Consider the following 15,405-nt stretch of genomic DNA (forward strand, 5'->3'; position numbering starts at 1 on the left):
ATGAAAGAAGTGATTAATTTATGGGAAAGGAAATATTAAGTATATTTTGTCCAGCTTGCGGAGCGCCTGCAAAGTTTGACATTGTTCATCAAATTTATCGGTGTGGCTATTGTGGTGAAAAAGTAAAAATTGAGGATGCACGTAAAGAAAAGATTGAATTCCAGAAAAATCAAAGTCAGAGGATAAAAAAATCTGCCAAAAATTTTAAAATGTCAACAGCGTCTTGCAGCGGATGCGGAGCAACACTTGTATTTGAGAAAAATGAAGCTCTGTCCAATTGTGCATTTTGTGGACGAAGCCTTGTCAGAAAAGACTATGTATATGACAGCAAGATGCCGCAAAATGTCATACCCTTTGCTGTAACAAAGAATGAGGCTATAGAACTTCTGAAAAAATGGTGTAAGCAAAACAGCCACAAGCCTGAGGCAAAGCATCTCATAAAAAAAATACCAAAATTGAAGGGTTATTACCTTCCTTATGAAATGGTACGTGGGCCTGTTCGTTGCATAGTAAAAAAAACAGGGGGCGGTGAATCCTACAAAGCGGACGGCTATTTAAACGATGAATTTGTCAACTGTTCCTCACAATTAAACAACCTGCTTTTAGACTGCATGGAACCTTTTGATATGGAGAATCTTAAGGAATTCGACTTTTCCTACGTTGCAGGACAGCGCATAAAAATTTCTGATATTAAAGATGAATATGCTCAAAAGAGGCTTGACAATGAAACGGCAGAAAATTACCGGAAAGGCATGGAGAAAATCTGGGGAACAAAAGCTATTGACATTCACGCTCAAGTAGATCCAGTTGTAAAAATTCCAGTCCTTCTTCCAGTATATTATATAAAAGAGGGAAATGTTAATGTCGCTGTGAACGGACAAACTGGCAAGATAAGTGTTTATGCTGAAAAAGATTCAAAGTATATTTCTATTCCATGGTGGATAAAAGGTATTTCGGTACTCATCATAGTCTGTATTGCAATTTATTTTGCATTTTTGTCCATACGAAATATAACTCAGAAAGAAGCCCTCACTCTAACATCTGCTGTTGCATTAGTTTTTCTGATTATATTTGTTACCATGCTTAACGACGGGTCAAGTAACGGCTTTAGCATTACAAAGTACAGAAATATATTTTCAACTGGTGATCAGACTTACAGACGGGAACGGGGAAAATTGATCCTTAGAGAAGATATTATTGAGCGTAAGATAGAAAAACCAGTATTCAGAGAAAAATTGGATGGAAAAGAACAGATTGTAACCTATACTTTCCGTTCAGCTAAAAGAACAGCGAGTATGCTAATAATGGCAATTGCTACACTTTTCTTTCCAGTAATAATAGCTTTATTCATAAACGGCTTTAACTTTTCACGGCTTGATATTAGTTCCTCTGTGATATGGTTTTGTATTACTGTACCCACTGTACCTATTATTTTTATAAGATTTGGACTTCAATGGCTATATGACTATCCATGGATTTATACAATATCTGAAAACGGGAAAAAGAAACGTTACCGGGAAAAAATAAAAATTAAACCAGAAGAGATTCTAAAATTTATGCTATCAGCTCTGTTTTCACCTCCAATCTGTTTCTTAACATGGTTTGCTCTCATAATGCTTATTATGACGATATACTTTACAGCTTTTGGAGGTTAACTGAATTAAAGAAAAATACAAGGCGGTCTTTTATAAAATAAAAATAATGAAAAAATGATTATTATAAAGCAAACTCAAACTCCTTTAATATTAAACCGTTAAATTAAATATTAATGGGGTTTGAGTAAACTACTGTAATAAGATTTTTTTATTTTTTCAAAATTTTATCTGCCAGCACTAACGCTATTTTCTTTTCTCCAACCATAAATTCCACAATCATGCTTTTCGTATCCACTTTTTTTATTTTTCCACGTCCAAATTTCTTGTGATTAACCACATCTCCAACTTTATATTTGGAATTCACATTTAAAGCAGCTTTGGAATTACCTGATTTTTTACCAAATGTTCCCAACTTATCTTTAGAAAATGGATTAAAATTTTCTATTTTCGGTGCAAAACTTCTTGAAGTTGAAGATTTCCCTTTTAAACTGCCATACTTCCCACCAACATATTCTAGATTGTCCTGCTTCATTTCGTAGATAAATCTTGATGGACGACGTAAATTGTCATCTTTTCCCCAAATTTTTCTTGATGAAGAATAGGAAATAAACAGTTCTTTTTTAGCACGGGTTATCGCCACATAGCAAAGTCTACGCTCTTCTTCCAGCTCTTCTTCAGGAGCGTCAAAAGAAATCGACGGAAACAACCCATCTTCCATTCCCGCAAGAAATACATAATCAAATTCCAGTCCTTTCGAGCTATGAATTGTCATAAGTTTTACATAATTTTCATCATCTTCCATTTCGTCAGTCGCCGAACTTAATGAAATCATATCAAGATATTCGTTTAACGACATATTCGGATTCTGCTTTTCAATTTCGGTAATACTATTTAGCAATTCCTCAATATTTCTAACTCTGTCTTCCTTATTGTCTTCAATCGAGTCAATATAACGTGTTCTTATAAGAATTTCATCAAATATTTCCTTAATTGACATTTCCTCAAGGCTCGAATAAATGCTTTGCATTAAATTGTAGAATTCCTTTAATGCCAATTTTGTGGCTGCTCTTACTGGAATTTCATCAATGTAGTGAAGTGCCTCAAGCATCGAAATATTTTTTTCATTTGCAACTTCCTGTATTTTTTCCAGCGTTTTTTCCCCCACCGAACGTTTTGGAACATTAATTATACGATAAAAATTATGATTATCATTTTTATTGTTTAAAAGACTTAAATATGCCAAAATATCCTTTATTTCCTTACGTTGAAAGAACTGCATCCCACCGTAAATCTTGTATGGAATGTTTGCAGACAGCAGTTTTTCTTCCAGAACTCTTGACTGTGCATTTGTCCTGTACAGAATCGTCATATCCTTGTAATCGGCACCATCTCTTTTCTTTTTCTTCATCTCTGTCACAATAAAATCTGCTTCATCATAAACTGTCATTGCATTATAAATTTTGATTTTTTCCCCATCTGAGCCATCTGTCCAAAGTGTTTTTCCTTTTGAACTTTTATTATTTTTAATAAGCTCGTTGGCTGTATCCAGTATTTTTTTTGTAGAACGGTAATTTCTTTCCAATTTTACCGTAAATGCTTCCTTATAATCTCTCTCAAAGTTCAAGATATTATTGATATTTGCCCCACGAAATGCATAAATACTCTGATCCTCATCTCCTACGACACAGATGTTTCGATACTTTGCTGCAATCATATTAATCATTTCATACTGAATATCATTGGTATCCTGATACTCGTCCACTACAATATACTTATACCTTTCCTGTATTCTTTCCAGCACAAAAGCATCATCCAGCAATTTTCTCGCATTCAAAAGCAAATCCGAGAAATCCATCGCATTATTTGCCTTCAAGACTTCATCATACTTCTGATAAATCTCACCGAAAAGCCTGTTCGCAGGAACCCTCATATCAATTTCACGTTCAAGCTCCTTTATTCCTATCCCCTGTTCCTTCAATTTACTGATTCTGTTTGCAAGTTTTCCTGGCTGAACATTGTCATTATCCTTAATTCCCATATCCTTTTTTATCTTTGTAATAATTGACTTCTGATCATCCACATCATAAATATTAAAATTTCGCCCATATCCAATTCTTTCAGAATAAGTTTTAAGCAATCTTACCGAAAACGAGTGAAATGTAGAAACTACAAGATTATTTGCCTCATGTCCAATAAGTGCCGCAGCCCTTTCCTTCATCTCTCTTGCCGCCTTATTCGTAAAAGTAAGTGCCAGAATATTAAGTGGCGAAATTCCTATCTCTTTTACCATGTGTGCAATTCTATAAGTAACTGTACGTGTTTTACCGCTTCCCGCTCCAGCCAGTATCAATACAGGCCCTTCTATTTTTTCTGCAGCTTTTCTCTGCTCTTCATTTAATTCATCTAAAATACTGCTCATATTTCTCCTTTTTTCTTATATAATTTCTATAGTTTTCATAAATACTTAATAATAAAAATGATATTTTGATTTTAAAATTTTCATATTAATAATCAGTTTCTAAATCAAAATTATTATCCGTTGAATAAAAACTATTTACTATATTTCCTGTGTCTAATTTTGTTTTTTCTACACCTAAAAATTTTATTTTCTTTTTAGTAAAAGATTCATTATCGTATTCATTTTTTTTAAATTCAGATACTGGTATTACACTATAATTATTAATAAAATATTCTTCTTCCCAATCTTTTCCATTATATTTAAAATTTAAATTTTTCTTTTTTAAAATTTCTGTTATTGTTTTTTTATCAGATTTAAAAATGGGAAAGTACTTTCCATCTTTATCCTTCTTCTCAGCAGGATAATTACTAGGATTATAAGAATATCCTTCATCATCAATAATATTAAAATCTGACACTTTAAATAATATTGTATCATTTATTTCAGCAATTCCAGTTATTGTTATATTACCACCCTCAAAAGAAATATATCCATGAAGTCCACCACTGCAACCTATTCTTTCATCGCCACCATCATCTGGTTCTAGACAAATTCTTTCACTTAAATTATTCCTATAAAATGGAAACCATTTACCATCAACATATCCACCTTCATATCTTTCTGCAAAAATATTAAAACTAAGTAGAACACATATAAATATAATTAAATTCTTCATTTCCTTCCTTTCGCACATTTATTTTAATTTTCACATTTCCAAAGAGAATAATATAATTTCTTTCCATTAGAAGTTGCACAAATTTTAAATCCATTACTATTGTTTAAAACTAATTTTGTTGGCATTGTATCTAATTCTGTTCTTCCAGTTTTTGGATTTTTTCTCTCTGTACCAATAAATTTTACATTTTTATGATTATCAACTAAAAATCTATTAATTGATTCATCTGTTATAATTGCAGGAATAAAAGTTTCATTTTTTTCATTAGGATAATTATTTTTTGTATAAATAGCTCCATTAAAATCAATTACTTTAAAATCAGTTACTTTTAAATAAATATCTTTAAGTACTCTATCAGATTTTAACATTTCATCTTTTCCATATTCCATTTCTACTCCAATAACATCTATCTCCAAAGTTTTAAACCTATGATATTTTTCTTTCATTACTTCTTCTTTTCCTAAAAAAGTTCCATCATACCAAGCATACCATTTTCCATCAATATAACCTCCTTTTACTGGAACGTTATTTCTTTTTTCAATTACGCTTAACTCTATAGTTTTATTACTATAATGATTCTTGATTGTATTTTGTAAATCAGAAAAACCTAAATTAAAAACTAAAAATAAATTTAAAAATAATATAATTTTTCTCATAAAATTCTCCCTATTCTTCATTTTAATAATCTTCATCTAAAAATTCCTCTTCAGAAACTGTTGGCACTCCCAAAGTGCTTCCATAAACTTCTACCAAATCTTCATCTACAATTTTAGCATAAGGCAAATGATCTTTTATATTTTTTGAAGTTATAGGTAAAATAAATCCATCTGGTAAATTTTTGTAAGCTGTTCCACGCATTTGCATGTGCATTCTTAATATATTGTTATCTGAATTATATTTTGCTTGAGCAAGATTTACAACAGGAATGAAAAATAATTTTTTTCTAATATCATAATTAGTATTCACATCTATATAGTCAAATAAAACTGTAACATTCCTTACAACTTTATCATCCACTCTACATAAAGCAGCTCTAAAAGTTGTGGTTCCAGTATATTTATCAACTTTATCCACTTTCGCTTTCCCTATTCCTAAACAATAACCTTTCATATTATAATCATCATCAATAATATTAAACGAACTATTAGCCTGTGCCACAAAAGTTAATATAAGAATTCCTAACAAAATAATTTTTTTCATTCCAAATCTCTCCTTCAAATTTTTAAAATTATTCTTAATTTCTCTCTCAAATTTTAATCTATCGCATGAAATTCCATCAGTCCAGGATCTTTCCCAATTTTTTCAGCCCAATCCATTGAATCTGTTTTTAATTCACCTGTTTTTTTATTCACTTGTTTTTTTATTCACTTGATAACTGAATAATCGTGGTGCTACACCTGGATCTCCTCCACACTTTTCATTATCACTGCGAATATCAAAATAATAGTAATTCTCATCTCGTCCGCTATCTAAGGTCATTATACAATTAACATCAACTAAATCATGTTTAATGATAGATTTTCGCACCAACTGATATGCTTCTTCTGAACTGCTTATTGTTTTAGTCTTAGCAATTTTTTGTTTTCTTATATTTGCATCAGAAACTAAATCACTTTCTAAAATAATTTTCCATTCACCGTTAATTTTTTCAAATACTAAATATGATGGGTAATCTTTTATTCCTTTTTTTGTTGTAACTTCTTTCACAAATTCTGCTTTCACTTGTTTATTTGAGATTTTTTCTACTTTAATATTACCTTTTAATACTTGCCCATAAACTGGATTTTTTTCAAAAAATTTCTTTTGGTCTTTAATATAATAATCTCTCGATACTGTTGTCTGATAGTATTCAATTCTATCTGCTAATATTTTTTCCAATGTATCAAAATCTGCATTACTTGAAGCTTCATTCCAAATATTTACCATTTCTTTAATTTCATCTTCCATTGTTTTAGTTCTTAATTCAGTATTTTGAACAGAATTTTCTTTATTGCCATTTTTAATTTCCTGATTTTTCTTTCCGCAAGCAATTACACAAAAGCTAAGCAAAACAACAATCAATAATTTTTTCATTCTTAAATTCCTTCCTTCAAATTTTACTATTAATTTACATTCATAATTTTAAGTATTATTCAAATCTTACAACTCCCGATATTTAACTTCCGTTATTTTCGATATTTTCTCAATAACACCATTTTCTTCCTTTTCTTCCCCAGCGTGACTACTCCCATTCTTATAGACAATTTCCTTTAAGTTCAAGTCTGATTTTTTTAGTAAATCCACTGTTAATAAAATTTGATTAAGTACACCTTTTTTATTTTTTGAAACAATGATAACTTCTGAATTTTTTCTAAATTCACACATAAAGTCCAGAATGCTGTAACTTCCTTCCAGTTTTAGCAAAAGCCCGCCAGTAATTCTGACAAAGATATAGTCATTTTCGATTAATGCCGTATTTATTTTTTCACGTAATTTTTTCAAATCAGTTTTTTCATTTTCATTCATCTGCCCTTTTATAACAATACTTTCTATTTTTTTCTTGTCAACTAGCTGCTCTTCATACATTTTTTGGGCAAATTTCTTGCCAACGTTAATTTCAGTTCCGACTATAAAATATATTTTTCCTTTTTTATCAGTTCTATGCCTTACAATGTGATGCCTTCGGCATCTTGCCTCATAATTCTCATTTGCACCAACCATAACTAGCGGATCGTCATAATACGCAGGCTCCCCATTGATAAGACGCTGGCTCGCATAAGCAGGCTTTCCGCAAACCATGCAAATCGCATGAAGTTTATCCACCTGATCGGCAATGCTCATCAGTTCCGGCACTGGCTCATAAGGCTCTGCCCTAAAGCTCATATCAAGTCCTGCGACAATAACTCTTTTTCCATATTCCACATATTTTTTGCAAAATTCAACAACTTTTTCCCCAAAAAACTGCACCTCATCAATGCCAATTACTTCCGCATCAACATTTTTTTCCATAATTTCTTCCATTTGAGAAACATCACTCACGGGATAAGCTCTAAAACTGTCATTTCCATGCGAAAATACTCCCTCTTCCCCATATCTGTTATCAATGGCATGCTTAAATGCCACTATCTTCTGCTTTGCATACTCAGCCCTTCTAAGCCTTCTTATAAGTTCCTCGCTTTTTCCTGAAAACATGCTTCCAGTAACAACTTCCAATGTTCCTATTTTAGAATTTTGTATCATTTTATCTTCCTTTTTCTATCATTTTATAATTTACGTTTTAAAAGGGGGACTTGCCCCCATTTATTTTTAATTTTTATTTTGTCTAAATGAATCAAACATATTTTTTGCATTACTATATAAAACCTTGACTTCATAAGGCTTTACATTAATCTGAATTTTTTTATCAGAAATTGCATAATTTTCCTTTAAATTCAGCTGATTTCTGTAAAATCCAAATAATTTTGGTACTTGCAATGACAATGGATATTCATCTGCTCCATTATTTACCACAATTATCATTGATTCATTTCCGTCTGAAATTTCATAGGAAATAAAGTCTGTATTTGGCCTTGCTGGTGTAAAATCACGCCCTTGATACAGTTTTGCCCGTCTGTTCTGATCTGCTAAATAGGCTGATATTTCTGAATCTATACGCCCCTTTGTCTTAGAATCGCTGTAAACTTCTAAAATTCTTAACTTTCCATTTCTAAACAGGTTTTTATGATCTTTTCTTATTTTTAGCAGCGCCTTGTAGTGATTTTCAATATCAGCGTTGCTGTTTACAGGATATGAAATCCATTTTTGAACCTCATTCACTTCCACAACATTAGGAAAACTTCTAAGTCTGTCTTTATATTTACTTATGCTATCTGTTTCAGGATCATATGGTTCATAATCTTCCCACAACATAGGCTTTCTATTTCGTGGAGAATCTGCTCCCCACATTCCCTTTTCATCACCATAATATATAACTGGTGTTGCAGGCAGCATCATTTGCATTGCAACAACTCTTTTCAGTTTGCTTACAGCTGTTCCATCGTATAAATCAGGACGAATATTCAAGTATCCCTGATCCGACTGGTTATTTCTATCGTAAACCCTGTTTGGATTTATCATTCCACTAAAAATTCTATCCGTATCAAGAGAACCGATAAACACTTGTGTCATATTAAAACGGTTGCTTGAATATCTATTGTAAATTTCATTCAGTTTTGTTGCAAATTCCACACCGTCAATTCTGTAATTTGGATTAGTGTTCACAGTATATTTTATAATATTATTGACAATGTTGTAATCTGCCCCGCTGTCATAAATCCCATCTTCAATATCTTTTGTGATACTGTTTGAAACTTCCCCTGTAATCAGCAAGTCAGGTTTATATTTTTTCAAGTTTTCCGTAATCTGTGCAAGATATTCCTTATTCTCGTTGTCGTAATAAACATATCTTATCCCGTCAATTCCGTCATCATACACATCTTTCTTAAAAGTTTCATCAGGCCCTAAAATCCATTTTTTCATTGCATTTTCAATATAATTTCTAACTTGCGGATTTTTTAAGTCAAGCACAGTATCCTTTAGATACCAGTCAGAAAATTCTTTGTTATTTATAGCGAAAAATCTGTTGGATGTAGTATCAGGTGCCACTTCCAGCACAACTTTCAACCCTTTTTGATGAGCCTGCTTTACAAGACTTGCAAGTTGCAAATCAGAGTCTGTCCATATCCATGTCTTTGTATTTAACAAATCCTCGTCAAGCAAATTTCTGTCTGTTTCAGGATTAAAAATAAGTAAGTTTAATTCCTTGTCCCCATTGTTATTGTGGACTTTTGCCTTTATATCAAGCCCTTTTGATGTTCCAGTCTGCTCTATGTAGCCAAAATACGGATCCACGTGATTAAAGTAAATCGTATCGTATTTATGGTTTGAAAGCGAATAAAATGGCGATGATAAAATTATGTATTCCACACCAAGGTTTTTAATGTAGTCAAGTTTATCAATTATTCCCTGTAAATCTCCACCATAGTAACGTGTATAGTTCTGCACGTCATTTAATGTATTTTCTTCCCATTCGTTTTTTTCCTCATAGTTGCTGTTCCATTCATTTAATGAAAATTGCGGCTTTTCATTTCCACCCCAATATGCCAGTACCAAGTCTTTTTTTGACGTTCCTGAACGGATTTCTCCAGTAGGCTCTGAAAAGTCATCTGTCCCAAATTCATTAAAAATCGCATCATTATCCACGTCGCCATTTCTAAATGAATCAATGTAAATTTGGTATCCAACAGAGCCTCTAGCCCACTCTGGAATCGTTGTCAGCTTTGCAGAACGTGAATATTCAAATTTTTCTATATCCTTCAGGTTTTTTGAAATATTTCTTCCCATATAATATTTCGTCTTGTCATCAGTCAGCACAAAATAATAACTTGACACATTGCTCGGAATTTCAGCCATAAAAATTTCATTACCACCATAATTTCCGATTCCACGCATCATTTTTTTCCCGCCGTTATAAACGACTTCTGCAGAATAAACATCATTATTTTTCGTTCGCAGCATAATTTTTACATTAGTCCCATTAAGTACCCTGAATTCTGAATCCTCCTTATGAACTAAAGAATTCAAGTCAATAATTCCATCATTTCTTTGACTATATTTCAACGATTCCGTTGCACTTTGTGTATTTTCTTCTGTTTCATCATTCCTAGAATTTTTATTGCTTTCCTGTCTATTCTTGTTTTTTTTCTTTGCTGCACTAATCAAATAATTCTCACGATTATTCACATCATTATTTTTAATATCCGCTTGAAAATTCTCATTTTGTGCAGAAAATGAAACAACCGAACTTATCAAAAACAGTAAAACTTTCATTTTTAATTTAAAACTCATATTTCTCCTCTATTTACCTTAATTTCCCTAGCCGCAGCCAGACAAAAAACAGTTATTTTTATATTGTTGCTTTTTTTATTTATTCCAAAATCTTTATTCCCATTCTTATCCTCAAACTGCTCCAAAATACTATTTTTTATTTCCCGAAGCGTAGCCCCTGTTGTTACAATATCATCAAGTATCAAAATTTTTTTATTTCTTAAATCAACATTCCGGGAAATCCTAAAAGCTCCCTCAATATTCCTGTTCCTTTCCTCTTCGTCCAAAATTTCAGCCATCTTTTTCGTATTTTTCACCCGCTCAATTTGAACATAATTCACTTTCAGGCAATTCAGAATTTCATCAACCTGATTATATCCTCTTTCATTTTTCCTTTTCCTGCTGACAGGCACACTCACGACAACATCAATTTTTTCCCTTTTCAGAACATAATAAAATTCATCCTTTACCAATTCAGCAATCAATTTTGCCATAATTTTTCTATGATTATATTTATAAGAATAAATTAGCTTCTTAAATTCCTTATTATAGTCCCAAACGTAATAAATATTATTTAATTTTCGCAATTTTTTCAGACTTTTCAGAATATTTTTCGTATCCTTCGATACAATACCGTACTCAACTAATTCCACCCCTGAAATTATATCCCGATTTCTAAATAAAATTCCTTTAAAGTTAAATATTATTTCCTTAAAAAATTTAATAGCCTTCAACCGGATCCTCAACCTTTTGAACTATTTTAGTTGAGTACATTTCCGTATATCCACAATTTTCACATATTTTTAAATAAAATGTATCAATTGCAATCTTTGTTCCAGCCACCTCTTTAGTTGGAATCGCCACTTTCTTCATTTCAAATATTTCTGCCCCACATTTACAGCACTTTTCATCATTTCTCATACAACCACCTCAAAACGCATTTTTTAACCACTCAATATTACCAAAGCCCCTATTCACCCCAATAATATCATACCTCACATTTTTATCCCAATTCTTTTTCAAAAGATAAACCTGCGAACTCGCAAGAATCCTATTCTGCTTCTCCTCAGTCACCATCTCAATCGCTGATCCAAAAAAATTATTCTTCCGATACTTAACCTCCACAAACACCAGCGTCTGGCTCTTCTTTTCAAAAAAAATCAAATCAATCTCCCCAAACCTGGTATAAAAATTACTCTCAATAAACGTAAGCCCCTGCAAAATCAAATATTCCTTCGCCACATTCTCATACTTAAACCCAATCTCCCTTTTATTCATCCTATTTCTCATCCCATCCCCCTTTTTTAATATTGTATCATAAATATCTATATTTATTCTTTTATTTTATATTATATGATACCAATTTTTTACTTATTTTTCAAGACTGGAAAATTTCTCTTCTTTTTCCGTTTCACTTTTTTCCAAAAATTTTTCCTTATCTTTCCACTCTACTTCACTTGCTTCAAATATTTTTTCAATTTCATTTATAAAATTTTCATTTATTTTAAAATTTTTAATTTCCTTATCTGCTTCGCTCTCGTCTATATCAAATGAAATATAATCCATTTCTCTTTCATATTTTCTAATAATTTCTTGATATTTTCCAACAGGATAAATCCAAGGCTGATACCCCACATCACTTTTTCTATATTTATATCTACTGGCTAACAAATTACAAAAATCTTCTATTGTATCACACCAAAAATCTTCTAGATTATCTAAATCATTCCCAACCAATAATCTTATTGGATTCTCGCCATCCACAAATCTTATCATATTACATTTATGCAATTTATAAATCATTTCTACAAAAAATATCCAATATTCCTTTGTATCTTTCAATGGCTGCATAAATGTCCCAATCGTTAAATCAGTAAACATCCAGTTTCCTTTATTATCAATATCTAATATAAACCATTGTGAAAATTCTTGAAATGCTATTGCTTCCCATTTTTTCATACCTAAATTCCTTTTTAATTCTCATTCAAAATATTTTCTTATAAAAATTCAAACGAAAGTTCACCTTCAAAAAAAATAACATCATCTTTTTCATAAGCTACATCATTTTCAAATTCAACTAAAATTTCTGAATCTGAAATAGCTGATTCTACCAGTAAAGAATCTGAATTTATATGTTTTACCACTCTTACTACAGCTTCTATATGTGGCGATTTTGGAAAAGGCTGTACAGCTCTCAATTCACTATCCACTTTCAAACTTTCGCATACATATTGCATAAATAATTTTCCTTTGACAATATCTCCTTCTTTAATAAAATTTTTTACATCAAATTCTACAAATGAAACATTCAATTTTTTGTCATTATTTTTTAGTTCTTTTACTACTGCCATATCATAGTCATATTCAAATATCCATAACTTCTCTATTAAATATTTTTTCATATGAAACTCTCCACCTTCTTATTTATACTAAATCGAAACTTTGCTAAGGATAAGAAATTTTAATTCTTTACTAAATTATAGTATATAATTCAAAATTTTCTGGATTTTTCCAAAGAATTTCATCATCTAAATTTCTTATTTCATCAAGATAATTTGACTGATTTTCATCAAAGTATTTCTCCAATATTTCAATATCTTTTTCTTTCCAAACAAATTTCAAAACATCATTACTAATATTATATAGAAAACCTAATAATTTATCGTCTACTACCTCAATCCAGCTTTCTCCTTCATCTTCCATAATTTCCAACATTTTACCCCCTTCATTTTACTAGATAAATAAAAATCTACTTTTTCTTCTCACTTCCACCCCATATTTTCTTCAAAAACGTCTTCCTATGATACCTACAAGCCCCTTTTTCAACCAAAATCTCCCTATGTTTCTTAGTCCCATACCCTTTATGTTTCTCAAACTCATACTCGGGAAATTCCTTTGCAATCTCACAAAGTATTCTATCTCTTGTAACCTTCGCCACAATCGAAGCTGCTGCAATGGATAACGACTTGCTGTCCCCTTTCACGACACACTCCTGCTCACCCTCATATTTTCTAATCAAACGATTACCATCAACCAGAACTATATCAAAAGCCGATTTTTTTGCCACTTGGCTAATTGCACGTCTCATTGCAAGAAATGTTGCATTCAAAATATTTATCTCATCAATTTCCTTTTCCGAAGCAATCCCAATTCCCACGATACAATTCTTTTCTATTGCCCCAAACAATCTTTCCCTTTTTTTCTCAGTCAACTTCTTTGAGTCATTAATTTCCTGCAACTCTGGAAAATCCTGAACCACAATTACAGCTCCAGCCACAACTGGCCCTGCCAAAGGCCCTCTTCCAGCTTCATCAACCCCAACAACAATCTTATTATATTTTTCATCAAATTCCATTAATTCATTTTTTTTGTTTTCTAATTTATCTTTATCCATAAATTTTTCCTCTTTTTGTTATTTTATAAAATTTCAAATTCAAGACCACATTTTTTTAATGCCTTTTTAAAATCTTCTGGCAATTCTGCAATAAATTCCATATTTTCTTCTGTAATCGGATGTTGGAATTCAAGCTTATAAGCGTGAAGCATTTGGCGTTTTTCAGTATCTGTTCTACCATAGACACTGTCGCCTAGAATTGGATAACCTAAATGTTTCATGTGAACTCTAATTTGGTGAGTCCTTCCAGTCTCAATATGAACTTTAACAAGCGTAAATTTTTCCGTCTGTGAAATTACTTCGTAATTGGTAATTGCAGTTTTTCCTGAATTCAAGTCATTTATTACTGTCATTTTCTTCCTATCGTTTTTATCACGCCCAATTTGTGTTACAATTCTTCCGCTTTTCTGGTTTAGTTTTCCTTTTAAAATTGCAAGATAAGTTTTTTTTACAGTTTTATCATGAAACATTTGTGACAATTTTAGATGTGCCTTGTCATTTTTGGCGATTATTAAAAGTCCGCTTGTGTCCTTATCTAGCCTATGCACAATGCCAGGACGAATTTCTCCGTTTATTCCTGACAAATCTTTGATGTGATACAAAATTGCATTTACAAGCGTTCCTGAATAATATCCGTTTGCAGGATGTACGACAATTCCAGCTTTTTTATTGATAACTGCCAAATCATTATCTTCATAAATTATTTCAATATCAATGTTTTCAGGTTTGATTTCAACAGTTTCCAATTCTGGAATTACAACTTTTATTATATCATTTTCTTCAATTTTATAGGCAGGCTTTGTCTTTTTTTCATTTACCAAAATATTTTCATCTTTTATAAGCTGCTGAATACGTGTCCGTGTCAACTCCAGCCTTTCCGACAAAAATTTATCAATCCTGCTCCCAGCCTCTTCACTCAAAACAACAATATTTTCCTCCAATGTCATTTTATACTTATCTTCCATAAAATCACTCTTTCCCTAATCTCAAATATTTTCTTAACTCTCATCATCACATTTCTGAAAAATACTCATCTCCTCTGAATACCCTCGATTATGATGATTCTTAGCCAAAATTGCTACTTCCTTATCAATCTTTTCTAATTTTTCAAAACTTTTCTGTGCATGATTTCGTAACTGTGTTTTAAATCCCAATTTATGCAAAACTCTTGTTACAATCGACACATTTCCCTTCCCGCAGTCGTGTAGAAGTGCCAATTTCAAATATTTCTCATTATTTTTTAGTTCCGTTTTTTTCACTTTTTTATAAACTTCAAGCGAATGAAACTTATCATAATCAGACATTTCCAAAAATATTTTCCTTTCTTTTTCTGTCAATTTTTTCAAAGCCTCATTCATATAAGCCCTGTTAATTTTTGGTTTAAAATACTCCATCGCTTTTCTAATAATATACATTTTTCCAACCTTTTCCTTAATTT

At 31.5% G+C, this 15,405-nt stretch carries 17 protein-coding genes; 1 reads left to right on the forward strand and 16 read right to left on the reverse strand.

From position 1 onward, the window contains the following. Positions 1-20: 20 nt before the first annotated feature. Positions 21-1,655 (forward strand): hypothetical protein, encoded by a 1,635-nt coding sequence (locus HW275_RS01635; protein ID WP_178934589.1) that lies wholly within the window; start codon positions 21-23, stop codon positions 1,653-1,655. A 148-nt stretch (positions 1,656-1,803) separates the two neighbouring features. On the opposite strand, the gene HW275_RS01640 is transcribed toward HW275_RS01635, so the two are convergent. From HW275_RS01640 to HW275_RS01715, 16 genes are all read right to left on the reverse strand, one after another. Further along, positions 1,804-4,014 (reverse strand): ATP-dependent helicase, encoded by a 2,211-nt coding sequence (locus HW275_RS01640; protein ID WP_178934591.1) that lies wholly within the window; start codon positions 4,012-4,014, stop codon positions 1,804-1,806. Between the two features lie 85 nt (positions 4,015-4,099). After that, positions 4,100-4,729: a hypothetical protein gene (locus tag HW275_RS01645; protein WP_178934593.1), complete on the reverse strand. Its 630-nt coding sequence runs from the start codon at positions 4,727-4,729 to the stop codon at positions 4,100-4,102. 23 nt (positions 4,730-4,752) lie between these two features. Next, on the reverse strand, positions 4,753-5,385 hold the full coding sequence (locus tag HW275_RS01650) for a hypothetical protein (protein ID WP_178934595.1): 633 nt from the start codon (positions 5,383-5,385) through the stop codon (positions 4,753-4,755). Positions 5,386-5,407: 22 nt separating this feature from the next. Then, positions 5,408-5,929 (reverse strand): hypothetical protein, encoded by a 522-nt coding sequence (locus tag HW275_RS01655; RefSeq protein ID WP_178934597.1) that lies wholly within the window; start codon positions 5,927-5,929, stop codon positions 5,408-5,410. A gap of 144 nt (positions 5,930-6,073) precedes the next feature. After that, on the reverse strand, positions 6,074-6,802 hold the full coding sequence (locus HW275_RS01660) for a hypothetical protein (protein ID WP_178934599.1): 729 nt from the start codon (positions 6,800-6,802) through the stop codon (positions 6,074-6,076). A gap of 66 nt (positions 6,803-6,868) precedes the next feature. After that, positions 6,869-7,948: a thymidine kinase gene (locus HW275_RS01665; protein ID WP_178934600.1), complete on the reverse strand. Its 1,080-nt coding sequence runs from the start codon at positions 7,946-7,948 to the stop codon at positions 6,869-6,871. Positions 7,949-8,014: 66 nt separating this feature from the next. Continuing rightward, positions 8,015-10,594 (reverse strand): alpha-amylase family glycosyl hydrolase, encoded by a 2,580-nt coding sequence (locus HW275_RS01670; protein WP_178934601.1) that lies wholly within the window; start codon positions 10,592-10,594, stop codon positions 8,015-8,017. Next, positions 10,591-11,307 (reverse strand): ComF family protein, encoded by a 717-nt coding sequence (locus tag HW275_RS01675; RefSeq protein ID WP_255459978.1) that lies wholly within the window; start codon positions 11,305-11,307, stop codon positions 10,591-10,593. The genes HW275_RS01670 and HW275_RS01675 overlap by 4 nt, the downstream gene beginning before the upstream one ends. Next, complete coding sequence (locus tag HW275_RS01680) at positions 11,294-11,494, reverse strand: zinc ribbon domain-containing protein (RefSeq protein WP_178934602.1); 201 nt, start codon at positions 11,492-11,494, stop codon at positions 11,294-11,296. Before HW275_RS01680 ends, HW275_RS01675 begins: the two co-directional genes overlap by 14 nt. Before the next feature lie 9 nt (positions 11,495-11,503). Next, positions 11,504-11,863 carry a YraN family protein gene (locus tag HW275_RS01685; RefSeq protein WP_255459979.1) on the reverse strand — a complete coding sequence of 120 codons (360 nt, stop codon included), beginning with the start codon at positions 11,861-11,863 and terminating at the stop codon, positions 11,504-11,506. An 81-nt stretch (positions 11,864-11,944) separates the two neighbouring features. Continuing rightward, a complete protein-coding gene (locus tag HW275_RS01690) occupies positions 11,945-12,532 on the reverse strand; it encodes a hypothetical protein (protein WP_178934603.1) in 588 nt (195 codons plus the stop codon). 38 nt (positions 12,533-12,570) lie between these two features. Then, the gene (locus HW275_RS01695) at positions 12,571-12,975 is read right to left on the reverse strand and encodes a hypothetical protein (RefSeq protein WP_178934604.1); all 405 of its coding nucleotides are present in this window, start codon (positions 12,973-12,975) and stop codon (positions 12,571-12,573) included. Between the two features lie 70 nt (positions 12,976-13,045). Beyond that, a complete protein-coding gene (locus HW275_RS01700) occupies positions 13,046-13,288 on the reverse strand; it encodes a hypothetical protein (protein WP_178934605.1) in 243 nt (80 codons plus the stop codon). Between the two features lie 34 nt (positions 13,289-13,322). Further along, entirely contained in the window at positions 13,323-13,967 is a 645-nt protein-coding gene (locus HW275_RS01705; protein WP_178934606.1) for a ribonuclease HII, read from the reverse strand. Positions 13,968-13,990: 23 nt separating this feature from the next. Next, a complete protein-coding gene (locus tag HW275_RS01710) occupies positions 13,991-14,932 on the reverse strand; it encodes an RluA family pseudouridine synthase (protein ID WP_255459980.1) in 942 nt (313 codons plus the stop codon). 33 nt (positions 14,933-14,965) lie between these two features. Next, a complete protein-coding gene (locus HW275_RS01715) occupies positions 14,966-15,382 on the reverse strand; it encodes an HD domain-containing protein (RefSeq protein WP_178934607.1) in 417 nt (138 codons plus the stop codon). Positions 15,383-15,405 lie beyond the last annotated feature (23 nt).

The organism is Leptotrichia sp. oral taxon 223 (assembly GCF_013394795.1).
Lineage (GTDB): Bacteria > Fusobacteriota > Fusobacteriia > Fusobacteriales > Leptotrichiaceae > Leptotrichia.

Coding starts and splice junctions, on each gene's coding strand:
- HW275_RS01635 (WP_178934589.1), top strand. CDS start 21: ATGGGAAAGGAAATATTAAGTATATTTTGTCCAGCTTGCGGAGCGCCT.
- HW275_RS01640 (WP_178934591.1), bottom strand. CDS start 4,014: ATGAGCAGTATTTTAGATGAATTAAATGAAGAGCAGAGAAAAGCTGCA.
- HW275_RS01645 (WP_178934593.1), bottom strand. CDS start 4,729: ATGAAGAATTTAATTATATTTATATGTGTTCTACTTAGTTTTAATATT.
- HW275_RS01650 (WP_178934595.1), bottom strand. CDS start 5,385: ATGAGAAAAATTATATTATTTTTAAATTTATTTTTAGTTTTTAATTTA.
- HW275_RS01655 (WP_178934597.1), bottom strand. CDS start 5,929: ATGAAAAAAATTATTTTGTTAGGAATTCTTATATTAACTTTTGTGGCA.
- HW275_RS01660 (WP_178934599.1), bottom strand. CDS start 6,802: ATGAAAAAATTATTGATTGTTGTTTTGCTTAGCTTTTGTGTAATTGCT.
- HW275_RS01665 (WP_178934600.1), bottom strand. CDS start 7,948: ATGATACAAAATTCTAAAATAGGAACATTGGAAGTTGTTACTGGAAGC.
- HW275_RS01670 (WP_178934601.1), bottom strand. CDS start 10,594: ATGAGTTTTAAATTAAAAATGAAAGTTTTACTGTTTTTGATAAGTTCG.
- HW275_RS01680 (WP_178934602.1), bottom strand. CDS start 11,494: ATGAGAAATGATGAAAAGTGCTGTAAATGTGGGGCAGAAATATTTGAA.
- HW275_RS01685 (WP_255459979.1), bottom strand. CDS start 11,863: ATGAGAAATAGGATGAATAAAAGGGAGATTGGGTTTAAGTATGAGAAT.
- HW275_RS01690 (WP_178934603.1), bottom strand. CDS start 12,532: ATGAAAAAATGGGAAGCAATAGCATTTCAAGAATTTTCACAATGGTTT.
- HW275_RS01695 (WP_178934604.1), bottom strand. CDS start 12,975: ATGAAAAAATATTTAATAGAGAAGTTATGGATATTTGAATATGACTAT.
- HW275_RS01700 (WP_178934605.1), bottom strand. CDS start 13,288: ATGTTGGAAATTATGGAAGATGAAGGAGAAAGCTGGATTGAGGTAGTA.
- HW275_RS01705 (WP_178934606.1), bottom strand. CDS start 13,967: ATGGATAAAGATAAATTAGAAAACAAAAAAAATGAATTAATGGAATTT.
- HW275_RS01710 (WP_255459980.1), bottom strand. CDS start 14,932: ATGGAAGATAAGTATAAAATGACATTGGAGGAAAATATTGTTGTTTTG.
- HW275_RS01715 (WP_178934607.1), bottom strand. CDS start 15,382: ATGTATATTATTAGAAAAGCGATGGAGTATTTTAAACCAAAAATTAAC.